The organism is Pseudomonas sp. S9 (assembly GCF_000222125.1).
Classification (GTDB): domain Bacteria; phylum Pseudomonadota; class Gammaproteobacteria; order Pseudomonadales; family Pseudomonadaceae; genus Aquipseudomonas; species Aquipseudomonas segetis.
In genome coordinates this window covers 137990-161638 of the sequence record NZ_AFFX01000003.1, presented here as the reverse complement: position 1 = coordinate 161638, position 23649 = coordinate 137990, and the positions used below count along the sequence as shown (strand labels likewise).

Sequence of the window (23649 nt, the reverse complement as noted above, 5' to 3'; positions counted from 1 at the left end):
GGGACAACAGGTACTCCGATGAGCAAGACCTCTCTCGACAAGAGCAAGATCAAGTTCCTTCTTCTCGAAGGCGTCCACCAAAATGCCGTGGATACCCTGAAGGCTGCCGGCTACAGCAATATCGAGTACCTCACCGGCTCGTTGCCTGAAGCCGAATTGAAGGAAAAGATCGCCGAGGCCCATTTTATCGGCATCCGCTCTCGTACCCAGCTGACGGCTGAGGTATTTGATTGCGCAAACAAACTGGTTGCCGTCGGCTGTTTCTGCATTGGCACCAACCAGGTGGATCTCGATGCGGCCCGCGAGCGCGGTATCGCCGTATTCAACGCCCCCTTCTCGAACACCCGCTCGGTTGCCGAACTGGTATTGGCGCAAGCGATTCTGTTGCTGCGCGGTATCCCGGAGAAGAACGCCTCTTGCCACCGTGGCGGCTGGATCAAAAGCGCGGCCAACTCATTTGAGATCCGCGGCAAGAAACTGGGCATTGTTGGTTACGGCTCGATTGGTACGCAGCTGTCGGTGCTTGCAGAAGCGCTGGGCATGCAAGTGTTCTTCTATGACGTAGTGACCAAGCTGCCGCTGGGCAACGCCACGCAAGTCGCCAAGCTGCATGACCTGCTCGGCATGTGCGATATCATTTCGCTGCACGTTCCTGAGCTGCCATCGACTCAGTGGATGATCGGTGAAGCGGAAATCCGCGCAATCAAGCAAGGCGGCATCCTGATCAACGCTGCACGCGGCACTGTGGTTGAACTTGACCACCTGGCAACTGCGATCAAAGAAGAACGCCTGATTGGCGCGGCCATCGACGTATTCCCGGTCGAGCCTCGCTCGAACACTGAAGAGTTTGAAAGCCCGCTGCGTGGCCTTGACCGCGTAATCCTGACGCCGCACATCGGTGGTTCGACCGCCGAAGCCCAAGCCAACATTGGCCTGGAAGTGGCTGAAAAGCTGGTCAAGTACAGCGACAACGGGACCTCGGTATCGTCGGTCAACTTCCCGGAAGTGGCCTTGCCGTCACATCCTGGCAAGCACCGCTTGCTGCACATCCACGAAAACATTCCAGGTGTGATGAGCGAGATCAACCGCGTATTCGCCGAAAACGCCATCAACATCTCCGGTCAGTTCCTGCAGACCAATGAGAAGGTTGGCTACGTGGTAATCGACGTCGATGCTGAATACTCCGATCTGGCATTGGAGAAACTGCAGCAGGTAAACGGCACTATCCGCAGCCGCGTTCTGTTCTAAAACAGAACAGCTGCACTAAAAAGGGAGGCTTTTGGCCTCCCTTTTTAGTGGCTGGCATTTGGGTTTGCTTGAAACCCAATCCGGCTATTTAACCGTTACAGTGATTTTTTTCGACAGCACCGGCGGGTCAAATGGCACGTGGTTCTTGTCGCCCAGAAGCAATTGCAACGTATGCTTGCCCGGGGCGAGGGTCAGCTCGGTTTCGGTCTGGCCTTTACCGAAATGGACCACGTTTTCGGTGGCCGGTAGCGGGCCGTTCATAGCAGGCAACTGGTCGAGATCGATCAACAAGTGGTGATTACCGGTATCCGGAGCATCCACGCCCGCCGGGGCAATGCCCATCCCCTTGAGGCCAAAACGTACGGTAAAGGGTTTATCGACAGTGGCTCCGGCCTTAGGCTCGATGATATACACCGAGGCATTTTCCGGAGCGGCTGTCCGGGGCACTTCAGCGAGGGCGGCGAAACTGGCTCCGAGCATGCAAAAGCTCAGGGCGAAGGCAGGCACTAACTTATTCATCATGAACACCTTGTGGATTGATTCATGGGATTGACGCTGCAATAAACAGGTTTGTTCCCTGCAATCAGCAGCTCTAGTCTAGTTCAAGCCGAGCAAGCGCCCGGGTCGCCGCGTCCAGTTGCTCTTCGTTAAACACTGCAACGCCCGCGCGCCGCAGCAGAGCGGCAGTTACGCCTTCGCCAGCAACCTTGTTGCCACTGAAGCTGCCATCATAATTCTCAATATTTCCGCACGAGGGGCTGCGTGCCTTGAGTAAGGCGATTGCAATGTCGTGTTTCTTGACCAACGCCAGCGCCTGCTCGGCGCCCGATACGAATTGAGCGGTGAAATCTTCACCTTCAATACTGACCACGGGCAACAGGCCATCCAACACCTGGGCGCCCTGGCCACCTGGAATTTCAGCGGCAGGGCGCGGTGTTGGCAGACCACCGGCGACTTCCGGGCACAGGGCAATAACCCGGCCTTCCGCTTGCCAGCGCGCCAGCACGTCATAAGGCCCGTGCGCACCGCCGTCATAGCGCACGCGATGGCCCAACAGGCAACGGCTGACCAGGATCATTTGCATCGCTATCTCCACTCACCAGCCCTAAAGGACCGAGTCACCCCGCCGGCGAAACCAACCCGTTAACGACAGGCGCTCACGCTGGGCGGGCAACACCTCATGGGGCATATCGGCGGACAGAAAGACTGCCAGTACCCCGGCTTTCGGCGCTATATCACGCACCCCGCCCCCTGGCAGGTGCAAGCGCAACTCGCCGCCCTGCCCGGTTTCCCACTCTTGATTAAGATACAGCACTACTGACACAGCGCGTCGGTCATCGTCACGAAAGCGATCCAGATGCTTCTTATAGAATGCACCCGGCGGATACAGGGCAAAATGGCTTTCGTAGTCTTCAAGCCCCAGATATAAACCTTGATTGATGGCTTGGCGCAATGACTCAAGTTTGGCCAAGTACTGGTCACAGGCTTGCGACTGGCCCGGTTCCAACCACTGGATACGATCACCGCGAATGCCTTCCTGTACCGCCAGGCCTTGGCCACGGCCTATACTCGCAGGCACTAATGCGCCCTGCGCTGCACGTTTACGGCACTCTTGGGCCAGTTCGAGGGTCAGAGTCTGTGAGATAAATGCAGGCTGCAGTGACCAGCCCTGCTCTGCCAGGTCGTCGACGATGCTCGAAAGCTGCTCTAGGGAAGGATTTTCAGACATGCCGATATTCTATCAGCGCTGCTTCTGCTTCTCGACAAGCATTGACTGGCCAATGAAAATAGCCGCGCGCCAGACAGGAGTCATTATCCACGCCCTATTTGTTCAACTTTTTATTTTTATCAGCCTGCCGAGCCTGGCAGCGTCTTCAGTCGAATTGTACAAGGTCGCCGGTTGGCCCGAGCAGCGCGCCAACTTCAACGATGCCCTGAGCGCTGCCCAGGCGCGCTATCGCAGCACACTGCCGCCTGCGGTTTACAAGGCATTGGTCGACAAAAGCAATAAACGCTTTGCGCCACAGGCCATGGATCAGCGCGCGCAACAAGCCCTGCAGGACAATCTGGCGGACCCAGCCCCTGCCGTCAGCTTCTTCAATTCCGCATTGGGCAAGAAAATAGTGGCTGCAGAAACCCTGGCCACCCGCAAGGATCAACTTGCCCGCTACGCCAATGGCCTGCCGCAAGTTGATGCCTCAGACAGCCGGCGCCTGCTGATTGGCCATCTGGCGCAAGCCTTGCCCGCCAAGGAAGCCGGCGCCGAAGTCAGCCTGGCGCTGGCCGGTGTGGCGGCAGACAGCCTCAGCCAGATGATTCCAGGCTTGCTCGGTGGCGGCACGGCCCAGGCGCTGCTCAGCTCGCAACGGCAAAACCTGATGAACCAAATCGGCGCAGAGCTGGATAACACCTTGTTGTTTGTCTATCGCGACCTCAGCGATGCCGAGCTTGAAGAGTTTGTCAGCTTCGCCCAGTCAGATGCAGGTAAAACCTACTACCAGGCAGCACTCGCTGCGATGCGCGCAGGCTTGGCTGTCGGCCAGAACACAGCGGATCTGGCGCCAGCCCCGCAAGGCATTTAATCCCGGCGCGTCACTGGCGCCTTGCGGTTGGGCTATTTGTGCATCTGTTTGGTCAGAAATGCAAAGTACTGGTCGCGGTAGAGCTGCGACTCATTGGCCATGTGATGCCGCGCCTCGGGTAAAAGCAAAATCTTCGGCGCCTTAAATTTCTCCTTGAGCACCTGTAGATTGTGCCGCCAATCCACCGTCATATCGCTTTCACCCTGGATTATCAACGGGCTCCGCGGGCTCGGCGGCGCCATTTCGATGTGCAGCACCCAGCGGGCCAGCGAGCCAACCCATGCCGTGGGCAAGCATTGCGGCTGCAGTGAGTCGTGGGGATGGAGGAAGTCGATAAATTCAGCATCGTGCGAATTTTCGGTAAAACGTCTTGAGATCTTGCGCACGAAAGGCTTGAGCAAGTGATAGCTCAACTTCGACCACCCCCATGCACGGGGCCGTACCAGGGGTGAAAACAGGATGCTCTGGCCAATTTCAGGGCCGGGATTACCCGTGAGCAGATAATCAACCACAATCGCCCCGCCGGTGCTCTGGCCAAACAGGAGCCAGGGCTGCGGCAAGTCTAATTGCCCAACCTGCGCCAAAGCGGCCTTGAGCACGATCTGGTATTCAGCAAAATCACCGATACTGGCCCGCGCACCGCTCGATAAGCCATGCCCCGGCAGATCAAATGCAAAGACGGCGAAATCCATGCTTAACGCCCACTCAATGACATGGCGATACAGTGCCAGGTGATCGTAATAACCATGCAGCAAGACCAGGGTTGCCTTGGGCGCTTGGGGCCACCACACCTGGGCTGCGATGCGATAACCGGCGGCATCAAAGAAACCCAGGCGCACCTGGCGCGCCGCGAGCTTGTCGAGCCGATAGAACGAGCGGTACGCCTGCTCGTGTGGCAAGCTCATGGCAGCTGCGGCTATGGGTCGCAGACCGGCGACCACGCTGTCAGGGGTGAAACGCTCTGGCATTGGGCTTTCCATGATTGGTGGGCGTGTAGGGCGATTATTTCACGTCATTGCCTGCACTGCGGATATTTTGCTGCCGGGCGCATCGTGGCAAGCTATACCTCCTTGGATAGACAGCGCACCATGCCAGTTACCCGTCATAAAATCATCATTGCCAGTATTGCCGTGGTCGCAGTGATCGTTGCGCTATGGTCGGCATTTCTTTGGTTTGAAGCACGCTACCTGCGCGCATTCAGTGAGCGCACAGCCATTTTCACGGGAGCAGATATTCGCTTACCCCCTGACATAGCAGGGCCCGGCCCGATTCGACTGGTGCATTTCTGGGACCCCGCATGCCCCTGCAATGTCGGCAATCAACAACACCTTGCGGAACTGGTCGAACACTTCGCAGTGCAAGGCGTTGCGTTTTACGCGGTGCAAAAACCGGGAAGCAGCGGCCAGTTGCCCGACACCCTCAAAGCACTGAAGCCCTTGCAACAACTGCCGGGGAGCGAAAAGCTGCCAGCAAGCCCAGCCGTGGCAATTTGGGACCGAGCGGGCAATCTCGCCTACTTTGGCCCATACAGCTCGGGGCTCACCTGTAATTCGAGCAACAGCTTTATTGAGCCAATCCTTAACGCCCTGGCTGAAGGGCGCTCGGTCAGCGCCAGCAATAATATGGCGGTGGGTTGCTTCTGTGACTGGAACGCCAGCGACAAATAGCCGGAGTCAACACCGCGCTTTATGTTTTGGGGTGCAACCCTGCCAACGCCTGAACGCCCGGTAGAATGGCGACAACTCAGCAAAGCCGCAGGCCCTGGCAACATCACGCGTCGCCATGCCTTGCTCCAGCAGCGCCAGCGCACGCAGCCTGCGAACCTCATCGTGGAGCTGACGAAAACTGCTGCCTTGGGCTGCCAGATCCCGCTGCAAGGCCGCCGGTTTTAGATTCAACGCCGGCGCACAAGCCTGCAAGCTGCAGAGCTGTTGCCCCAGGTTTGCTTCCAGCCAGTTACGGACCCGGTCCAGCAAGAGGTTCTCGCTCAGTTCGGCCAGCTCGACTGTCGCCTGCTCACTAAGCAGCTTGAACAGCCGTGGGTTGGCACTGCGCGACGGCCTGGCAAGCAGTGCCTGGGGAAAGATCAAGGCATCGTGGCGCTGACCGAACTGTGGCGTAATACCAAACAGGCGCCGATGCTCACTGATGCGCCGTGGCGCCGGATGCCGGAACTCGACTGCACTCAAGCAGAACTCATCGTCGGTCACACTGCTGAGTTGTTTCTGCCAAAGCAGGGCCAGGCATTCGATTTGCTGACGCAACGAGCCGACTCCTCGGTAATTGAGGTCGATAATCAGCCGTACGCTGTCGCGCTGTTCCTCAAGCCGTGCAGCAAAGCCACCCGAGAGAATGTGCTGGAAGCGAACAAAGCTTTCCAGCGCCTGGCGCAAATCACAACTGGCCAATAGCAGGTAGCCCACCACGTCCATCGGTCGCGGCTTCATCACCTCGCCCAGGTGCAGGCCGATATCCACATCGCCGGTCAACTGCTCGAGTGCCTGCCAAAAGCGCGGTGCACTGTCATGTTCCTGGCGAGTGTCAATCAATGGCGGCGACAAACGTGCACCGTCATAGGCGCGTCGGTATGTATCCGTTGGATCAAAGCCAAGGCTGCTCAATCCTTCATACAGCAAGCGGCGCATGGTCGCCGAGTGAGTCAGGCTGATGGTGGGTAACTGTTGTTCGCTGATCATCTGTACTTCGCGACCCATTGATTGACCAGATAATTTCACTGCAAATGCATTTGGTCAATGCTGTATAGCTGTCTATTCCGCACAATAGCGACATAAAACGCGGCTAGAACCGCAAGACAACAATAAGGATGATCGAATGAAACGCTCCCTCACTGCACTGGCCGTCATCGTTGCTCTAGCGGCGGCTGGCGGCGGTTGGTATTGCACCAGCAAGCAACCTAAGCGCGAGGGGGAAATCGCCCTGCAACAGCTGCAAGCACCTGTCAGCGTGCGCTACGACGAGCGCGGCGTGCCGCATATCAAGGCTGAAAACGAAGCGGACATGTACCGCGCCCTTGGCTATGTACATGCCCAGGATCGGCTATTCCAAATGGAACTGATGCGCCGCCTGGCACGGGGGGAATTGGCAGAGGTATTGGGCAGCAAGCTGGTTGATACCGATCGCTTGTTCCGCACCCTGGAAATTCGTCAGCATGCCGACAAGTACGTGCAGAAGATGGATAAAAGCAGTGCATCATACAAAGCGCTGCAGGCCTATCTCGACGGTATAAACCAGTATCAGGACAACAATCCGGCTCCTGTTGAGTTTGATCTACTGGGCATTAACAAGCGCCCCTTTACCGTCGCCGATACCATCAGCGTTGCCGGCTACATGGCTTACAGCTTTGCTGCCGCGTTTCGCACAGAACCGGTTTTGAGCTACGTGCGCGACCAGCTCGGCCCGGACTACCTCAAGGTGTTTGACCTGGCCTGGCATCCACAAGGCGTGATACAGCAACCCCTGGCCAGCAACGACTGGCAAGACCTCAACAGCATCGCCCGCCTGAGCAACGATGCGCTCGCCGAAGCGGGCTTGCCACAGTTCGAGGGCAGCAATGCCTGGGCCGTGTCGGGCAGCCGCACGGCCAGCGGCAAGCCATTACTGGCGGGCGATCCGCATATTCGTTTCTCGGTACCCGCCGTCTGGTACGAGGCGCAACTCAGCTACCCCGGCTTTGACTTATATGGCCATCACCAGGCGCTCAACCCGGTTGCATCCCTGGGCCACAACAAGGACTTCGCCTGGAGCATCACCATGTTCCAGAACGATGACCTGGACCTGATTGCCGAGAAAGTGAATCCCGACAACCCCAACCAGGTGTGGTATCACGGCCAATGGACAGACCTGCAAAGCCGTACCGAAACCATCACTGTCAAGGATGCCGAGCCGGTCACCCTGACTCTGCGCCGCTCGCCCCATGGCCCTATCATCAACGATGCCTTGGGCGAGTCCGCTGGCAAGACGCCTATCGCCATGTGGTGGGCGTTCCTGGAAACCGATAACCCGATCCTCGAAGGTTTTTACCAGCTCAACCGTGCCGACACTCTTGAAAAGGCACGCACAGCGTCGGAAAAAATCGAGTCGCCCGGCCTCAACGTGATCTGGGCCAACGCCAAGGGTGATATCGGCTGGTGGGCGGCGGCCAAGCTGCCGCGCCGCCCTGCTGGGGTCAACCCGAGTTTTATTCTCGACGGCTCCACGGAGGAAGCGGACAAGCTCGGCTATTACCCATTCAGCGATAACCCGCAGGAAGAAAACCCACAGCGCGGTTACATCGTCTCGGCCAACTTCCAGACGGTTTCGCCAACCGGTATAGAAATCCCCGGCTACTACAACTTGCCAGACCGCGGCCAGCGCCTGAATCAACGCCTGGTTGACAACTCGGTCAAGTGGGACTGAAGCAACAGCCAGGCACTACAGCTTGATCCGGGCACCGGTTACGCACCACGCTTGCTGGCCCCCATCATCGATGACTTGCGCAAGGCCGCCGCTAATGAGCAAGAGCAGGCCCTGGTTGAACAGTTGGTTAGCTGGAATGGCGACCATACACTCGACGCAACCGCTCCAACCCTGTTCAACCAGCTTGTATATGAATTGGCCAGGCACGCCATGGGCGATGAGTTGCAAGGGCCGTTTTTCGAGAATCTGCTCGCCACGCGGGCGCTTGATGTCCCACTGCCACGCCTGACAGCTGATGCCGACTCGCCATGGTGGGATAACCGCAGCACCGACGCCATCGAAGACCGTGGCCAAACGGTCAAGGCGGCTTGGCAGGCGAGTATTGCCCACCCCAAGCAAACCCTTGGCGACGACCCGAAAAGCTGGCGATGGGGCACGGCACATACCCTCACCCACAACCACCCGCTGGGCCAGAAAAAACCGCTGGATCGCCTGTTCAACGTCGGCCCATTCGCAGCGCCGGGAGGCCATGAAACACCAAACAACCTGTCGCACCGCGTAGGCCCTGCACCCTGGTCGGTGGTTTACGGCCCATCCACGCGGCGCCTGATAGACATGGCCGATGCCAGCACAGCGCTGGGAATCAACCCGGTCGGCCAGAGCGGCACGCCGTTCGACAAACACTACAGCGACCAGGCCCAGCGCTATATACAAGGCGTTTACCTGCCCATGCACCTGAGCGACAGTGATGTTGCCGCACACACCAGCAGCAGCCTGACCCTCATGCCTGCCCGCTGAACCAGACGGCGCGTCGTCACAGGCGCGCCATGGTTGGTATAGTGGTTGTCTTTAACAAAGCATTGAGGTTCTGATGATTTGGACAGTCTACTTATCCGGCGAAATTCATGCCGACTGGCGTGAGCGCATTATCAATGGCGCCGCCAAAGCCCAGCTCGACATCAAGTTCACCTCGGCCAATACCGATCACGAAAGCAGTGATGCCGCCGGTGATGTACTCGGCGCTGAAACCGAAAGCTTCTGGCGCGACCACAAGTCATCCAAGGTCAATGCGATTCGCACCAAGACCCTGCTTGAACAATGCGATGTGGCAATCATTCGTTTCGGCGACAAATACAAACAGTGGAATGCCGCCTTTGACGCAGGCTTTTGCGCCGCACTGGGCAAGCCCTATATCACCCTGCACGCGGACGACATTATCCACCCGCTGAAAGAAGTCGACGCCGCCGCCATGGCCTGGGCACAGACACCCGAGCAAGTGGTTGAGCTACTGGGCTACGTCACGCAACAGTAATCACCCGCAAGCGCACTGACTGCCGCCATTGAAACGCGCAGCGGTCAGGGCAACTGGCCAGGACACCTTGATAGTGGAATATGTTTTGAGCCCGCACGAAAGAGCCCGAATAAGAGCCGTGCTTAGCGAGGCGTTCAATGACCTTCCTGTTGATTACGACTACCTCGCCGAACAGGTAAAAGATGTTGATCCCAAGGTGCTGCATGAAATCCTTTATTCCGAGGTGGCGCCCCTGTGTTTCTCCAACCTTGCCGCGCCAGTACCGCCGGTGTGGACAGGCTTTGAGCCCGACTCGCTCAACGCGATGATTGATCAGCGGCTGGCCGCAAGAGAACGCCATTGGCTACGCAGGCAGTTTGATAAAATCCTGATTCGTTGGCTCAGTTATAATTACGCTTATATCTGGCAAGAAATCACCCGCCGAATTAAATAGCCAACCGCTGGCCTTTAATAATCGGCAAATAGTTGAATCATTATTTAGAACAATAACTAACTGAGCGCTTCACCGCACTTGAGTTTTACTTAACCCTGCGCAAACAAAACTCAATAGTCAGACCTCATGAAGTTATGGCCCACTTGTTCATGCCTTGAGCTTATTCAAGTTCAGATTAAACAGGATCTCAGCCATGACAACTCTTTTGCATATTGATGCCAGTGTTCGCTCTGAACGTTCGCTAAGCCGTAAACTTTCGCAGGCCTTTGTCGATGTCTGGGTTGCACATGATGACAATGCACAGGTTATTGTTCGTGACATTGGCCGCAATCCACCGCCATTCATTACCGAAGACTGGATAGCAGCGGTATTTACCCCCGAAGCGCATATGACGACTGAAAAGCGCGAGGCGCTAAGTGTCTCGGACGAGTTGATCGATGAGCTAAACCGCGCCGATGTCATCGTTATCGGCACCCCGATGTACAACTACGGCATGCCTGCCCAGCTCAAGTCCTGGTTCGACAACGTGATCCGCATCGGCAAGACGTTCAGCTTTGATTTGGGCCGCGGTGATTACCCGCTGGAACCTATCATGACCGGCAAGAAACTGGTGATTTTGTCTTCCCGTGGCGAGTTCGGCTTTGGCCCCGGAGGGATACGCGAATCCATGAACCACCTGGACACTCATATCCGGACCTGTGCGCACTATTTGGGTGTGAATCAAACTCACGGGATTTCCATCGACTACCAGGAGTTTGGTGATGATCGGCATCAGGCCTCCATCGCCGATGCTTTCGACGCTGTGCCGCGCCTGGTCATGCAGATGCTCGAGAAAAAACCTCAACTGTCGCCAGCATGAATGACTGTGCCGCTGCCTGGTTCCTAGCCGGCACTGAATTGAGCAGCCTCGCTCAGCAGCCAATCCTTGAACAGTGCCAGGTTGCTGTTCGAGGCCTGCCCTGGCCCCTCGACCAGATGGTAAGAAAAGCCAGGCAGGCTTGGGCCTTCCACAGGATGTATCTGCCCAGTGCGCAATTCCTCGTCAACCAGTAGATTGCTGCAGAGCAACGGGCCCAGCCCCTGTTCCATAGCGCGTAGCGCCAGGGTTTCCTCGCTGTACCAGGAGGTGCGTAACTCGCGAGCGCTGTCATGTTCAACCTGAGCCAGCCAAGCAGACCAGGATGGCGCGGCAAGCGCCTGGTTTTTCCATTTGAACGCCAGCAGTGGCCGACTGTAGAAGTCGCTTATCCGTGCCTGTCGATCAGTTGGACAGATGCTTGTATGCGCCACGGCAATGTATCTGTCCGCGAACAGCACTGGCCCCCGCAGGTTCCCACCGAACGGGCCATAGCGAATCGCCAGGTCTACAGCCTCGCTACGCAGGTCCACGATCTTTTCCGATGCATGGATAGACACCACAAGGTTGGGATAAGCCGCGTTGAACCTGGGCAGGCGCGGCATGAGCCAGCGCTCGGCAAATGCCCGGGTGGTTGACACCTCGATGCTGTCTTTCGCCTTTGGCGCGGCGAGCAAGGCAAAGGCCTGGGCGATCTGGTCGAAACCGTCGCGCAGCAGCGGATAGATTGTCTTGCCTGCTGGAGTGAGGCTGACCGAGCGCCCCCTTTCCAACAACTTTTGCCCCAGGCCATCTTCTAGCTGACGAACTTGATGACTAACCGCCGCAACCGTCACAGACAGCTCGTCAGCCGCAGCAGAAAAACTCTGGTGACGCGCCACGGCCTCGAATGCACGCACGGAGTTCAACGGAGGTATTTTGCGCATCGTTTTTTCCTGGCGACCATCTGCTTAGAATGACCTACAAGGGTAATTTCTGCCCAGCTCTAAACCGCTCGACGCTAACCTCACCGGACACCTCGGTGTAGAGGTAGGCAAAGGCGTTCGGGAGACTGCTAAGGACTTGAGCGACGCCATCATGCCAATAGATTGCCGCACCATTGTCGCACGCAATCGCCCTTTCACCTGAGGTGCGCACCAACTCTAACAAAGAAGCATGGCGCTGTTCTTTATCCAGATGTGGACAAAATACACCAGGCAGAAAACCCAGGGCACCGAGACGTTTAAGCCTCCAGTCCGAGCCTGCAGTGAATCGATCCGAGTCGCTTAGCCCGGCTTCATACCAACAGATAGCACCTGCGCTCAATCCCGCGAGAACCGTGCCACTCTCCCCGGCCTGACGTAAAGCTGCTGCGATCCGAAAATCCCTCCATACGGCTAGCATCTTTTCGGTGTTGCCACCGCCGACATAAACCAGATCGGCATTTAGAATTTTGTGCACGGCTTGCTGATGGGAAAAGTCGGTGCGCGATGCCAGCAGAAAATCAACTTCGCAACCCAGCCGCTCGCCATAGACATGCTGGAAAGTCGCGCAATAGCCATCTGCATCGCCACTTGCAGTGGGAATAAACAATGCTTTTGGAGTGGATTTTCCAGTTTGACTGCAAATAAACGCGTCCAAATCCAGCGTTTCCAACTCAGAAATCTCACCACCACCAATGGTTATAATCTTCACGCTCAATGACCTTGATTCAAGAAGGCTAGTCGGGGCTGGCGCCAGTGTAGCGCCCACCCGCATCACTTGCATGGGTCGCCCAACCCACACAATTGCAGGCCCGTTGCGGGGTGTTGGTGAGTTTGTGCATCAATTACGATGAGTCAGGCCTTGGCGCAAGCCACGAACTATTTTCCACCTGCGCTATTGGCAGCGTTATCGACCCTCTTGCCTGACGACGCGCGATGCCCAACATGGGCCTTCCCCCCCGCAAACAGTGGTCTGGAGGCCTGTAACTACGAGGCAAAGCAGCTTTTAGATAAGCAACAACGACAAAAAACATAATTTCGCTAATCAGCCCCGGTGGACAGAATGCAGCTGTAGACAGTTCGGCGCCGTCAGTAAAGGCCGCGTCTTGACCTGAATTTGTCCCGCCTTCCACATGGGCTCAGATATGACAGTTGAACATCTTCAAATCGATACGCTTGTCGTCGGCGCAGGCCAGGCAGGTGTGGCCATGAGCGAACACCTGAGCAAACTTGGGGTGGAGCACCTTGTCTTGGAGCGCAACCGTATCGCCGAAGCCTGGCGAACCGGGCGCTGGGATTCACTGGTGGCTAACGGCCCAGCCTGGCATGACCGCTTTCCAAACCTTGAATTTGATCTCGACCCCGATGCCTTTGCACCGAAAGAGCAAGTGGCGGATTACTTCGTCGAGTACGCCAGGACCTTCAACGCACCGATCCGCACGGGCGTGGAAGTCAAGCAAGTGGTGCGCAATAACGGCCGCCCCGGTTTCACCATCGAAACCTCTGAAGGCGTGATCGAGGCCAATCGCGTGGTTGCCGCAACAGGCCCTTTCCAGCGTCCGGTAACCCCGCCGATTGCGCCAAACGATAGCAATACCCACCAGTTGCACTCGGCGGCCTATCGCAATGCGCAACAGTTGCCCGAGGGTGCGGTGCTGGTGGGTGGCGCGGGCTCTTCCGGGGTGCAAATCGCCGAGGAGTTGATGCGTTCCGGCAAACAGGTTTACCTCTCGGTTGGCGCCCATGACCGGCCGCCACGCAGCTATCGCAACCGTGATTTTTGCTGGTGGCTCGGCGTGCTTGGCCAGTGGGATGCAGAAGCGGCGCAGCCCGGCAAAGAGCACGTAACCATTGCCGTGAGCGGCGCACGCGGCGGCCAGACCATTGATTTTCGCAACCTTGCCAACCAAGGCATGACCCTGGTTGGCCTGACCAAGGCCTTCAATAACGGCGTTGTAACCTTTCAACCGGACCTTGCCGAGAATCTGGCGCGCGGCGATGAAAACTACCTGGCCCTGCTTGACGCTGCAGACGCCTATATCGAACGCAATCAGCTCGACTTGCCGGAAGAGCCCGAGGCGCGCAAGAAGCACCCGGATCCGGCATGCGTCACCCAACCAATTCTTGAGCTTGACCTGGCAGCAGCAGGCATTACCTCAATTATCTGGGCGACCGGTTATGCGGTTGATTTCAGTTGGCTAAAGGTTGACGCCTTCGATGCCCAAGGCAAGCCACGGCATCAACGCGGCGTCTCCAGCGAACCGGGCATCTACTTCCTTGGCCTGCCTTGGTTGTCACGTCGTGGCTCGACCTTTATCTGGGGCGTGTGGCACGCCGCCAAACACATCGCCGATCACATCGTCACGCAGCATAAATACCGCGACTACCGCGACGCCACGCAGCGCCAGGCTGAAGGCGACTCACAGGCGCAACCCTTTCGTATCATGGGAGTCAGCTGATGCCAACACACACTCGCATCCGCATGTTCAACACCAAGGACACCTACCCCAACCAGTCATTGGATAACGACCTCTGCCAAGCCGTCCGCGCGGGCAATACCGTCTATGTGCGCGGCCAGGTCGGCACCGATTTTGACGGTAACCTGGTGGGCCTGGGCGATCCGCGTGCACAGGCGGAGCAGGCAATGAAGAACGTCAAGCAACTGCTCGAAGAAGCTGGCAGTGACATGAGCCACATCGTCAAGACCACCACTTACCTGACCGACCCGCGCTTTCGTGAGCCGGTGTATCAGGAAGTCGGTAAATGGCTCAAGGGCGTATTCCCGATTTCAACCGGCCTGGTGGTTTCGGCACTTGGCCAGCCGCAGTGGCTGATGGAAATTGACGTGATTGCGGTAATTCCCGAGGAGCAAGCATGACCTTTTCAATTGTCGGCCGTTGCCCAGAAAACGGCCAGTTGGGCATTGCCATCAGCTCATCCAGCATCGCGGTTGGCGCACGTTGCCCCTGGCTGAGAAGCTCAGTTGGCGCGGTTTCAACCCAAAATATCACCTTGCCTGCACTTGGCCCTGAAATCCTCGACTTGCTCGAAGGAGGCGAATCCGCCGCCAGCGCACTGGACAAGGCACTCTCACGCCACGGCTACAGCCAGTACCGGCAAGTCACAGTGATCGACATGGAAGGGCAAACTGCACATTTCACCGGCAGCAAGGCGCTTGGAGTCAACCATGCCCTGGCGGGAGAAAGTTGCGTGGCGGCAGGTAATCTCTTGAGTGACCAGGCGGTAATCGAGGCCATGGTTCGCGCCTTCGAGGATAGCGCGGGCGAAGCCCTTGCTGATCGTCTGTTGAGCGCCATGAAAGCTGCAATGAGTGCCGGTGGCGAAGCCGGGCCCGTGCATTCGGCCGCACTGTCGGTGGTAAGCGACCTGCTCTGGCCAATTGTTGATCTGCGAGTAGACTGGTCAGAGCAAGACCCTATTGCCGACTTGGATAAGCTTTGGCAGGCCTACCGCCCACAGATGCAGGACTACGTGACCCGCGCGCTCGACCCGACCAAAGCCCCGACCTACGGCGTACCCGGCGACGAGTAGCGCCAGCTCCGGGAGAGACTGACCATGCAAAACAGCCGTCAATTACTGGCCAGGTTGATTGAGTTCAATACCGTTAGCCGTGAGTCAAACCTGGCGCTGATCGACTTTATCAGCACCTACCTCAAGGGCTTCGACATCCCATGCCAGCTGTTCTTCAATGCCGAAGGCAGCAAGGCTAATCTGTTCGCAACTATAGGTCCGGACATCCCTGGCGGCGTTGTGCTTTCAGGGCACACCGACGTGGTGCCGGTCGAGGGGCAGGCCTGGACCTTGCCGCCCTTCTCAATGACCGAGCGCGACGGCCACTTGTTTGGTCGCGGCACTGCCGACATGAAAGGCTTTATTGCCTGCGTGCTGGCCGCAGTGCCGCAGTTTCTGGCCGCACCGCTGAAGCAACCCGTGCATTTTGCGTTTTCCTACGACGAAGAAGTAGGCTGCCTGGGCGTGCGTTCCCTGCTGGCTGATTTGCAACAACGACCGCATAAACCCAGCGTTTGCATCATCGGTGAACCCACATTGATGAAGCCGGTGCTGGGCCATAAAGGCAAGTTGGCCATGCGCTGCAATATCCAGGGCGCGGCCTGTCACTCGGCTTATGCTCCGCAAGGCGTCAACGCCATCGAATATGCAGCAAAGCTGATTGGCAAGCTCGGTGAAATCGGCCAGAACTTGCGTGCGCCGCAGTTGCACGATCCCCGTTTCGACCCACCATTCTCCACAGTGCAGACCGGTATGATCAGCGGCGGGCGGGCCTTGAACATCGTCCCTGCCGAGTGCCAGTTTGATTTCGAAGTCCGCGCCCTGCCATCGGACGACCCGCAAAATGTCGCCGACCAAGTGCAGCAGTTCGCCAAGGATGAATTACTGCCGAGAATGCACGCGGTCGATACACAGACGTCCATTGAGTTCAGCCAGCTTTCCGCCTATCCGGGCCTGGCAACGGACGCCCAAAGCCCGGCCGCACAATTGATTGCCCTGCTCAGCCAATGCGATGACTTCAGCACGGTAGCCTTCGGTACCGAAGGTGGCTTATTCGATAAAGCCGGAATTGCCACAGTTGTCTGCGGGTCCGGCAGTATCGAGCAAGCGCACAAACCAGACGAGTTCATCAGCATTGCACAGCTTGAACAGTGCGATGCCATGCTCAGTCGCCTGGCGCAGTGGTTAAAAACAGCGTAAGCCGGATAACGCTGTTTTACCCGCCACTTGTGACCGTCGGTGGCGCCACATGCTCTTTGCAGTAATCAACAAACAAATGCGCCGGCTTTGTCAGTTGCGCCCGCTTGAGCCAGGCGGCGACCAGACCTGAGCCGGTAACCTTTTCACTGATGTCCACCATCACCACTTTCTGGCCGTCGTAGGTGCATTCCGAACGCGGCCGGGTGACCAATATCGAGAAGCCAAACCCCTGGCCAACCATGCCACGCACCATTTCGATCGAAGGCGAGCTAAAGCCAATATTCGGGCTCAGGCCAAGCTCCTCGAACAGGCTGACGAAATAGGTACGGCTGGGCTGCACATCGAGCAGAATCATCGGTTCTAGCACCAAGTCACGCAGTGAAACCTGTGCCTGCTGGGCAAACCTGTGGTTTTCAGGAAGCAATGCGTAAGGCGGTTGCGGCGGCATCAGCGGCTCGACCTCAATGGTGCCATCAAGGTCGTGCTCATACAGGATCGCCAAGTCAAAACGGCCACCGGTCAGGCCTTGCACCAAATCCTGTTGCTCACCGTCAAAAATGCGGATATCCACGCCGGGATACAGCGTGCGAAAGCCGGCAATCAATCCTGGTAAATACAAGGGTGCAACGGTTTCAAAACAACCGATATCAATCTGTCCGCAGACCACGTCGTTGTCCGCCAACGCATTCTGCTCGAATTCGTGGGACATGCGCAGCAGCTCTTGCGCCTTGCGGTAAAAGCGCGCGCCGCTCGGGGTCAACGATACGCCCTGGGCGTGATGACGAATAAACAACTGCACGCCAAAGCTTTCTTCCAAGCCCTTGATCGCCGTTGATATCGAGGGTTGCGCGATGTACAGCTTGCGCGATGCCTCGGCAACGCTGCCGCACTCGACGGTGGTTACAAAATACTTCAATTGACGCAGGGTATAAGCCGCCACGATAAACCTCGTCTGACCACCCCGGCGAACCAGGATGGGGCATTGCAGTGTTTGATTACTCAAGTGGCCTGTGCAAGCAATTTACACGCCCCACCTGGCTGGAACTCAAATAACTCACTGCTTTTATTGATTATGTTGGCCGTTCAAGCCACCCGTCTGCTAGCCGGGTGAACATCCGCAAGACTAGAACCGCCGTCCGTCAACCTTACTGCACAATCGCCATGCATGGCGCTCCTTATTGGTGCTGGCTTAACCAGCTTTTTCATATACCCCGAAGACATATTTAATAATTTTCCTTGGCGCGCGCATCAGCCAACATCGTCCCACAGTAATAAATATGGCCTATTCGGTTTGGGCAGTGAGCGAGGGTTAATCCGGTGTTTGAACTCAGTGACTGGCAACAACGTGCACAGCAGCAACGCTTTATCACCACTGCGCTGATTGCAGGCCAGCCGGTTACCCCGGCATCTGGCGCGACCTTCAGCGCCATCAACCCTGCGACCCAACAGGTGCTGGCCGAGGTCAGTGCCTGCGCTGAAGCCGAGATTGACCTGGCCGTTCGCGCCGCGCGTGAAGCCTTCGACAATGGCCCCTGGGCGCGCATGGCGCCAGTGGAGCGCAAGGCCGTGCTGCAAAAGCTTGCGGCACTGATGCTGGAAAATCGCGAAGAGATGGCGCTGCTCGACTCCCTGAATAGGGGAAAGCCAGTGATGGATGCCTGGAATATCGATGTGCCGGGCGCTGCCAATGTATTTGCCTGGTACGCCGAAAGTATCGACAAACTCTACGACCAGGTCGCGCCCACCGCCGCCAACACGCTGGCGACTATCACCCGCGAGCCTCTTGGCGTCATCGGCGCCGTGGTGCCCTGGAACTTCCCGTTGGACATGGCCGCGTGGAAACTTGCGCCAGCCCTGGCGTCCGGTAACAGCGTGGTGCTCAAGCCTGCGGAACAATCGCCCTTCTCGGCCCTGCGCCTGGCTGAATTGGCGCTTGAAGCGGGGCTTCCCGCTGGCGTACTCAACGTGGTGCCGGGGCTGGGTGAAACCGCAGGCAAAGCCTTGGGCCTGCACCCGGATGTCGACAGCCTGGTGTTCACCGGCTCGACCGAGGTGGGCAAGTATTTCATGCAATACGCTGCGCAATCCAATCTCAAGCAAGTGTGGCTGGAGTGCGGCGGCAAGAGCGCAAACCTGGTGTTTGCTGATTGCCAGGACCTGGAACTGGCAGCGGAAAAGGCAGCCTTTGGCATCTTCTTCAACCAGGGCGAGGTCTGCTCAGCCAACTCGCGGTTACTGGTCGAGCGCTCGATTCATGATCAGTTTGTTGAACTGCTTATCGACAAGGCCCGTGCCTGGTTACCGGGCGATCCGCTGAACCCAGCAAGCACTGCCGGCGCCATCGTCGACTCACGCCAGACCCAGCGCATCCTCGATTACATTGCGCAAGCCCGTGAGCAAGGCGCGCACGTCGTCTGTGGCGCCAAGCAACTAGAGTTCAACGGCTCTGCCAACTTTATCGAACCGACTATTTTGTGCAACGTCAGCAGTGACATGCAGATTGCCCGCGAAGAGGTGTTTGGCCCGGTTCTGGCGGTAATCGCCTTCGACACCGAAGAGCAAGCCATCAAGCTCGCCAACGACAGCATCTACGGCCTCGCCGCATCGGTCTGGAGTGATGATCTCAACCGCGCTCACCGGGTTGCCAGGCAGCTCAAGGCAGGCACGGTTTCAGTCAATACCGTGGACGCACTGGATGTAACAGTACCCTTTGGTGGTGGCAAGCAATCCGGTTTTGGCCGTGACCTGTCGCTCCATGCATTCGATAAATTTACCCAGCTAAAAACAACCTGGTTTCAACTGCGCTAAGCAACCACTGATGAAGACAGCGCAGTAGTTTTTCAGAGGTTTCCTAAGAGGAGTTTTGCAATGACTGCCCCGTTCACCCCAAAACGCACAACCGAGGATTATCAGGCACTGGATGCGGCTCATCACATTCATGCATTCCTCGACCAGAAGGCGCTGAACGCAGAAGGCGCGCGCGTCATGGTCAGAGGCCAGGGCCTGAACCTGTGGGACAACGACGACAAACGCTACCTCGACGGCATGTCTGGCTTGTGGTGCACCAACCTGGGCTACGGCCGCCAGGACCTCACTGCAGCGGCGACCCAGCAGCTTGAGCAACTGCCTTACTACAATATGTTTTTCCACACCACGCACCCGGCGGTGATTGAGCTTTCCGAGTTGCTGTTCAGCCTGCTGCCTGCCCACTACAGCCACGCGATCTACACCAACTCAGGCTCCGAGGCCAATGAGGTGTTGATCCGCACCGTGCGCCGCTACTGGCAGATTCTCGGCAAGCCGCGGAAGAAGATCATGATCGGCCGCTGGAATGGTTATCACGGCTCCACCCTGGCCAGCACGGCATTGGGCGGCATGGGCTTTATGCATGAAATGGGCGGCATGCTGCCTGACTTCGCCCACATTGGAGAACCCTACTGGTATGCCGAAGGCGGCGACCTGAGCCCGGCGGAGTTTGGCCTGAAGGCGGCGCGCGAGCTGGAAACCAAGATCCTCGAGCTCGGCGCTGAAAACGTCGCGGCCTTCGTTGCCGAACCCTTCCAGGGCGCTGGCGGCATGATCTTCCCGCCTGAGAGCTACTGGCCTGAAATCCAGCGCATCTGTCGCAAGTACGACGTATTGCTGTGCGCCGATGAAGTGATTGGCGGTTTCGGCCGCACTGGCGAGTGGTTCGCCCACCAACATTTCGGTTTTGAGCCAGACACCCTGAGCATCGCCAAGGGCCTGACCTCGGGCTATATCCCGATGGGCGGCTTGGTGCTGAGCAAGCGCATGGCTGAAGTCCTGGTCGAGCAAGGCGGGGTTTTCGCCCATGGCCTGACCTACTCCGGGCACCCGGTTGCAGCCGCGGTGGCCATCGCCAACCTCAAGGCGCTGCGCGATGAGCAGATTGTCAGCCAGGTCAAGAACGACACCGGCCCCTATTTGCAAAACGCCTTGCGTGAAGTCTTTGCCGACCACCCGCTGATCGGTGAAATCCAAGGCACGGGCCTGGTCGCAGCGCTGCAGTTTTGCGAAGACAAAGCCACGCGCAAACGCTTTGCCAACGAAAGCGATATCACTTGGCAATGCCGCACATTCGGCTTTGAAGAGGGCGTCATCATTCGCTCGACCCTTGGCCGCATGATCATGGCGCCAGCACTGGTTGCCGATCACGCAACCCTGGATGAACTGGTCGAGAAAACCCGCCGCGCAGTGGATCGAACCGCGCAGCAACTGGGTTTGCTTTAACAAATAAAAGCCCCGAAGAGGGCCAGGAAATACTCCAGTGCCAGCTTCAATAGCTGGCGCAACGGACGCTTATTGGTCGCTGACCAGCCCTGCCACTAATAAACCAACAACAAGCCGACAGGCTGTGGGAGTGCTCCATGAACAAGTCCTTGCGCAATTACCTGACCCCAACCTTGCTCTGCGCTGCCTTGGCAGCCGGAGCCACAACCGCTCAGGCCGGCACCTTATCGATTGGGCACACCACCTGGGTCGGCTACGGCACCCTTTATCTGGCCCGTGACCTTGGTTACTTCAAGGAACAAGGCCTGGATGTTGAGCTGACCACCATCGAGGAAGCGGCCATGTACATGGCGGCGCAGGCTTCTGGCCAGTTGTCTGGTTCGGCTTCGACCATCGATGAAGTGCTCAAGTATCGCTCCAAGGATTTCTGCTTCAAGGCAGTTGCGGCACTCGATGAAAGCGCCGGCGGCGATGGCGTGCTCGTCGGCAATGATGTGTCGAGCCTAAGTGACCTCAAAGGCAAGTCAGTTGCAGTCAATGAAGGCTCGGTTTCACAGTTCTGGCTGTCGTATCTGCTCAAGCAACAAGGTATGAAAATGGCTGATCTGGATATCCAGAACAGGACAGCTGGCGACGCCGCCACCGCATTTATTGCCGGAAGAATCCCTGCCGCAGTGACCTGGGAACCTCATTTGTCGATGGTTCGCGCCAAGAAACAAGGCAAGGTTCTGGTCGACAGCAGCCAGACGCCGGGCGTGATTGTCGATGTGGTTGCGTTGAGCTGCGATGTCATCGACAAGCAGCCTGACGACGTCAAGGCCCTGGTCAGCGGCCTGTACAAAGCCGTTGAGTACACCAAGACGCACCCAACTGAAGCCTACAAGATCATGGCCAAAGGCGTTGGCGGTTATCTTTCCGATCCCAAGGAGCTCGCGGAAGCCGCCAAAGGGGTGCGTTTCTATGACCAGGCCATGAGTGAAAAACTGCTCGGCACCCCTGAAACCAAAGGCGACATTGCCAACATCATCACCTTGGCCAATGAAACCTGGAGCGAACTGCAAGGCAAACCGTACAACGTCAGCTATGGCGATCTGGGCGGTACCCGTTTCGTCAAGCCATAGCCTCTTTACCCGCCTTTGTTAAGGCAAAGGCGGGCCTTCTGACATTTGTCTATTGCTCCGGAGACGCCGAATGGCTACTCAAAAATCTACCTTGCAACGATGCCTGACGCCCAAGGTCGAGCTTCCTGCAACCCTTACCCTGACCGCCAGCATCGCCTGCTGGGTCCTGGTCTTTGGCTTGTGGGCTGCGCTCTCGTATGGCGGTGTGGTTCCTACCATGTTCTTACCTACGCCCGGCGCTGTGCTCGACGCCGCAATGCGCCTCAGTACCGACGGCACACTGGGCAAGCACGTACTGGCCAGCGTCGAGGCTGGGCAAGCACGTACTGGCCAGCGTCGAGGTCGTGGTCATAGGTTTTGTTGTTTCATCATTGGTTGCCGTCCCATTGGGATTGCTGATGGGCAGCTTTCGCATCGTCCAGGCATTGCTTGAACCCCTGGTGAATTTCATCCGATATTTGCCGGTGACCTCTTTTGTACCTTTGTTCATCTTGTGGATCGGGATCGGCCTGGAACAGCGCGTCACCGTGATCATATTCGGGGTGTTCTTCCAACAGTTGGTGATGATCGCCGATGTGTCAAAAGGCATATCCAAGGACCTGATCAATGCCAGCTATACCCTCGGCTCCAGCCGCCGCGATGTGGTGATGCACGTGCTGGGGCCAGCCTCGCTGCCGGGCATACTCGACACCTTGCGCGTAACCATGGGCTGGGCCTGGACTTATCTTGTGGTTGCAGAACTGGTGGCAGCATCCAGCGGCTTGGGCTACATGAGCCTGAAAGCCATGCGCGGCTTTCAGGTCGACGTAATTTTTCTGGCGATCGCAATCATAGGCCTGCTTGGCTTGATGACCGATCAATTGTTCCGACTCTTACGCTTAAAGGTGGCTTCATGGGCGCAGTAGCTGCGGTGCGACGCGACATTAAGGCACAAGTAACAGAACCAGGAAACCCAACCGCCCGGCTGCGGGTGGATAACGTCAGCCTGCGTTACGACACACCTTCAGGTGGCGTTTTTACGGCACTTGACTCCGTTTCACTGGAAGTGCCGGACCAGCAATTTGCAGTAATCGTCGGCCCTTCGGGATGTGGCAAGTCCAGCCTGCTGTACCTCACTGAAGGGCTGGCCGAGCCAAGCAGCGGTGGAATCTATGTAGGGGGCCAGCGGGTTGACGGCCCCGGCGCCGACCGCGGCATGGTTTTCCAAAGCTACACCCTGTTTCCCTGGCTGACCGTACGCCAGAACATCGAGTTCGGTCTCAAACGCAAAGGCATGCCGGCCAGCGAACGTAAAGAGGTGGTGGATTTCTACCTCAACGAGGTTGGCCTGACGCCCTTTGCGGATAACTATCCCAAGCAGTTATCCGGCGGCATGATGCAGCGCGTGGCCATTGCACGGGCACTGGCCAACGATCCGCAAATATTGTTGATGGATGAACCCTTTGGCGCGCTCGACAGCCAAACCCGCATGCAAATGCAAAAGCTGCTGTTGCGAATCTGGGAGCACAGCAAGAAGACCGTGGTGTTTGTCACGCACGACATTGACGAAGCCATCCTGCTTGGTGACCGGGTTTATGTGATGGGCGCGCGGCCAGGCCGGATCAAGCAAACCCTGGATGTCCCCATCCAGCGCCCCCGTGACCTCGACATGGTTATGGATCATCAGTTCATCGACATGAAACGCCAGATCCTCGGCCTGCTGCACGACGAACTCGAAGACGCTCACTGATCAAGCGC

The 23649-nt window shown here is 57.5% G+C and carries 21 protein-coding genes and 3 pseudogenes; 16 read left to right on the top strand and 8 right to left on the bottom strand.

Annotated elements, in window-relative coordinates:
• The first annotated feature begins 18 nt into the window (after positions 1-18).
• Positions 19-1248, top strand: a complete 1230-nt coding sequence (serA, locus tag PSES9_RS0107445; RefSeq protein WP_010485585.1) for a phosphoglycerate dehydrogenase — start codon at positions 19-21, stop codon at positions 1246-1248.
• Positions 1249-1332: 84 nt separating this feature from the next.
• Here serA and PSES9_RS0107440 read toward each other — a convergent pair whose 3' ends face one another.
• From PSES9_RS0107440 to PSES9_RS0107430, 3 genes are all read right to left on the bottom strand, one after another.
• Positions 1333-1767 (bottom strand): DUF4399 domain-containing protein, encoded by a 435-nt coding sequence (locus PSES9_RS0107440; protein WP_010485584.1) that lies wholly within the window; start codon positions 1765-1767, stop codon positions 1333-1335.
• A 73-nt stretch (positions 1768-1840) separates the two neighbouring features.
• Entirely contained in the window at positions 1841-2332 is a 492-nt protein-coding gene (locus PSES9_RS0107435) for a DUF523 domain-containing protein (protein WP_010485583.1), read from the bottom strand.
• Between the two features lie 21 nt (positions 2333-2353).
• Positions 2354-2977 carry a 2OG-Fe(II) oxygenase gene (locus PSES9_RS0107430; RefSeq protein ID WP_010485582.1) on the bottom strand — a complete coding sequence of 208 codons (624 nt, stop codon included), beginning with the start codon at positions 2975-2977 and terminating at the stop codon, positions 2354-2356.
• An 85-nt stretch (positions 2978-3062) separates the two neighbouring features.
• Here PSES9_RS0107430 and PSES9_RS0107425 point away from each other — a divergent pair, with 85 nt between their 5' ends.
• Positions 3063-3830, top strand: a complete 768-nt coding sequence (locus tag PSES9_RS0107425; RefSeq protein ID WP_036988126.1) for a DUF2059 domain-containing protein — start codon at positions 3063-3065, stop codon at positions 3828-3830.
• Positions 3831-3862: 32 nt separating this feature from the next.
• On the opposite strand, the gene PSES9_RS0107420 is transcribed toward PSES9_RS0107425, so the two are convergent.
• Positions 3863-4798: an alpha/beta hydrolase gene (locus PSES9_RS0107420; protein WP_010485580.1), complete on the bottom strand. Its 936-nt coding sequence runs from the start codon at positions 4796-4798 to the stop codon at positions 3863-3865.
• A gap of 120 nt (positions 4799-4918) precedes the next feature.
• On the opposite strand from PSES9_RS0107420, the gene PSES9_RS0107415 reads away from it, so the two are divergent.
• Complete coding sequence (locus tag PSES9_RS0107415) at positions 4919-5497, top strand: DUF6436 domain-containing protein (RefSeq protein WP_010485579.1); 579 nt, start codon at positions 4919-4921, stop codon at positions 5495-5497.
• A 6-nt stretch (positions 5498-5503) separates the two neighbouring features.
• Here PSES9_RS0107415 and PSES9_RS0107410 read toward each other — a convergent pair whose 3' ends face one another.
• A complete protein-coding gene (locus PSES9_RS0107410; RefSeq protein WP_010485578.1) occupies positions 5504-6544 on the bottom strand; it encodes an AraC family transcriptional regulator in 1041 nt (346 codons plus the stop codon).
• Positions 6545-6662: 118 nt separating this feature from the next.
• Between PSES9_RS0107410 and PSES9_RS23090 the strand changes: the two are divergent.
• The 4 genes and pseudogenes from PSES9_RS23090 to PSES9_RS0107390 all read left to right on the top strand — a co-directional run bounded on the left by PSES9_RS23090 (position 6663) and on the right by PSES9_RS0107390 (position 10850).
• Positions 6663-9044 (top strand): annotated as a pseudogene (locus PSES9_RS23090) (penicillin acylase family protein).
• 73 nt (positions 9045-9117) lie between these two features.
• Entirely contained in the window at positions 9118-9558 is a 441-nt protein-coding gene (locus PSES9_RS0107400) for a YtoQ family protein (RefSeq protein ID WP_010485577.1), read from the top strand.
• Between the two features lie 73 nt (positions 9559-9631).
• Positions 9632-9991, top strand: coding sequence for a DUF7079 family protein (locus PSES9_RS0107395; protein ID WP_029529423.1), 360 nt, complete (start codon positions 9632-9634; stop codon positions 9989-9991).
• Positions 9992-10184: 193 nt separating this feature from the next.
• Positions 10185-10850, top strand: a complete 666-nt coding sequence (locus PSES9_RS0107390; RefSeq protein WP_010485575.1) for an FMN-dependent NADH-azoreductase — start codon at positions 10185-10187, stop codon at positions 10848-10850.
• Between the two features lie 23 nt (positions 10851-10873).
• On the opposite strand, the gene PSES9_RS0107385 is transcribed toward PSES9_RS0107390, so the two are convergent.
• Together PSES9_RS0107385 and PSES9_RS0107380 are read right to left on the bottom strand one after the other, a co-directional pair.
• Positions 10874-11773: a LysR family transcriptional regulator gene (locus PSES9_RS0107385; RefSeq protein ID WP_010485574.1), complete on the bottom strand. Its 900-nt coding sequence runs from the start codon at positions 11771-11773 to the stop codon at positions 10874-10876.
• A gap of 34 nt (positions 11774-11807) precedes the next feature.
• Complete coding sequence (locus PSES9_RS0107380; protein WP_051120942.1) at positions 11808-12521, bottom strand: peptidase E; 714 nt, start codon at positions 12519-12521, stop codon at positions 11808-11810.
• Positions 12522-12920: 399 nt separating this feature from the next.
• Between PSES9_RS0107380 and PSES9_RS0107375 the strand changes: the two are divergent.
• The 4 genes and pseudogenes from PSES9_RS0107375 to argE all read left to right on the top strand — a co-directional run bounded on the left by PSES9_RS0107375 (position 12921) and on the right by argE (position 16540).
• Positions 12921-14268 (top strand): annotated as a pseudogene (locus PSES9_RS0107375) (flavin-containing monooxygenase).
• Positions 14268-14687, top strand: coding sequence for a RidA family protein (locus PSES9_RS0107370; protein WP_010485571.1), 420 nt, complete (start codon positions 14268-14270; stop codon positions 14685-14687). The pseudogene PSES9_RS0107375 and the gene PSES9_RS0107370 overlap by 1 nt, the downstream one beginning before the upstream one ends.
• Positions 14684-15361 carry a DUF1028 domain-containing protein gene (locus PSES9_RS0107365; RefSeq protein WP_010485570.1) on the top strand — a complete coding sequence of 226 codons (678 nt, stop codon included), beginning with the start codon at positions 14684-14686 and terminating at the stop codon, positions 15359-15361. Before PSES9_RS0107370 ends, PSES9_RS0107365 begins: the two co-directional genes overlap by 4 nt.
• A 24-nt stretch (positions 15362-15385) precedes the next feature.
• Positions 15386-16540, top strand: coding sequence for an acetylornithine deacetylase (gene argE, locus PSES9_RS0107360; RefSeq protein ID WP_010485568.1), 1155 nt, complete (start codon positions 15386-15388; stop codon positions 16538-16540).
• Between the two features lie 16 nt (positions 16541-16556).
• On the opposite strand, the gene PSES9_RS0107355 is transcribed toward argE, so the two are convergent.
• Positions 16557-17480: a LysR family transcriptional regulator gene (locus tag PSES9_RS0107355; RefSeq protein ID WP_010485565.1), complete on the bottom strand. Its 924-nt coding sequence runs from the start codon at positions 17478-17480 to the stop codon at positions 16557-16559.
• Between the two features lie 377 nt (positions 17481-17857).
• Here PSES9_RS0107355 and PSES9_RS0107350 point away from each other — a divergent pair, with 377 nt between their 5' ends.
• The 5 genes and pseudogenes from PSES9_RS0107350 to PSES9_RS0107330 all read left to right on the top strand — a co-directional run bounded on the left by PSES9_RS0107350 (position 17858) and on the right by PSES9_RS0107330 (position 23641).
• Positions 17858-19348, top strand: a complete 1491-nt coding sequence (locus tag PSES9_RS0107350; protein ID WP_010485564.1) for an aldehyde dehydrogenase — start codon at positions 17858-17860, stop codon at positions 19346-19348.
• Between the two features lie 60 nt (positions 19349-19408).
• Entirely contained in the window at positions 19409-20791 is a 1383-nt protein-coding gene (locus tag PSES9_RS0107345) for an aspartate aminotransferase family protein (RefSeq protein ID WP_010485562.1), read from the top strand.
• Positions 20792-20928: 137 nt separating this feature from the next.
• Positions 20929-21912: an ABC transporter substrate-binding protein gene (locus tag PSES9_RS0107340; RefSeq protein WP_010485560.1), complete on the top strand. Its 984-nt coding sequence runs from the start codon at positions 20929-20931 to the stop codon at positions 21910-21912.
• Positions 21913-21982: 70 nt separating this feature from the next.
• Positions 21983-22817: pseudogene (locus PSES9_RS23085) on the top strand (ABC transporter permease).
• Positions 22805-23641 (top strand): ABC transporter ATP-binding protein, encoded by an 837-nt coding sequence (locus PSES9_RS0107330; protein ID WP_010485558.1) that lies wholly within the window; start codon positions 22805-22807, stop codon positions 23639-23641. The pseudogene PSES9_RS23085 and the gene PSES9_RS0107330 overlap by 13 nt, the downstream one beginning before the upstream one ends.
• Positions 23642-23649: the final 8 nt, after the last annotated feature.

Coding starts and splice junctions, on each gene's coding strand:
- PSES9_RS0107370 (WP_010485571.1), top strand. CDS start 14,268: ATGCCAACACACACTCGCATCCGCATGTTCAACACCAAGGACACCTAC.
- PSES9_RS0107410 (WP_010485578.1), bottom strand. CDS start 6,544: ATGGGTCGCGAAGTACAGATGATCAGCGAACAACAGTTACCCACCATC.
- PSES9_RS0107340 (WP_010485560.1), top strand. CDS start 20,929: ATGAACAAGTCCTTGCGCAATTACCTGACCCCAACCTTGCTCTGCGCT.
- PSES9_RS0107415 (WP_010485579.1), top strand. CDS start 4,919: ATGCCAGTTACCCGTCATAAAATCATCATTGCCAGTATTGCCGTGGTC.
- PSES9_RS0107420 (WP_010485580.1), bottom strand. CDS start 4,798: ATGCCAGAGCGTTTCACCCCTGACAGCGTGGTCGCCGGTCTGCGACCC.
- PSES9_RS0107385 (WP_010485574.1), bottom strand. CDS start 11,773: ATGCGCAAAATACCTCCGTTGAACTCCGTGCGTGCATTCGAGGCCGTG.
- argE (WP_010485568.1), top strand. CDS start 15,386: ATGCAAAACAGCCGTCAATTACTGGCCAGGTTGATTGAGTTCAATACC.
- PSES9_RS0107390 (WP_010485575.1), top strand. CDS start 10,185: ATGACAACTCTTTTGCATATTGATGCCAGTGTTCGCTCTGAACGTTCG.
- PSES9_RS0107345 (WP_010485562.1), top strand. CDS start 19,409: ATGACTGCCCCGTTCACCCCAAAACGCACAACCGAGGATTATCAGGCA.
- PSES9_RS0107435 (WP_010485583.1), bottom strand. CDS start 2,332: ATGCAAATGATCCTGGTCAGCCGTTGCCTGTTGGGCCATCGCGTGCGC.
- serA (WP_010485585.1), top strand. CDS start 19: ATGAGCAAGACCTCTCTCGACAAGAGCAAGATCAAGTTCCTTCTTCTC.
- PSES9_RS0107440 (WP_010485584.1), bottom strand. CDS start 1,767: ATGAATAAGTTAGTGCCTGCCTTCGCCCTGAGCTTTTGCATGCTCGGA.
- PSES9_RS0107430 (WP_010485582.1), bottom strand. CDS start 2,977: ATGTCTGAAAATCCTTCCCTAGAGCAGCTTTCGAGCATCGTCGACGAC.
- PSES9_RS0107400 (WP_010485577.1), top strand. CDS start 9,118: ATGATTTGGACAGTCTACTTATCCGGCGAAATTCATGCCGACTGGCGT.
- PSES9_RS0107330 (WP_010485558.1), top strand. CDS start 22,805: ATGGGCGCAGTAGCTGCGGTGCGACGCGACATTAAGGCACAAGTAACA.
- PSES9_RS0107365 (WP_010485570.1), top strand. CDS start 14,684: ATGACCTTTTCAATTGTCGGCCGTTGCCCAGAAAACGGCCAGTTGGGC.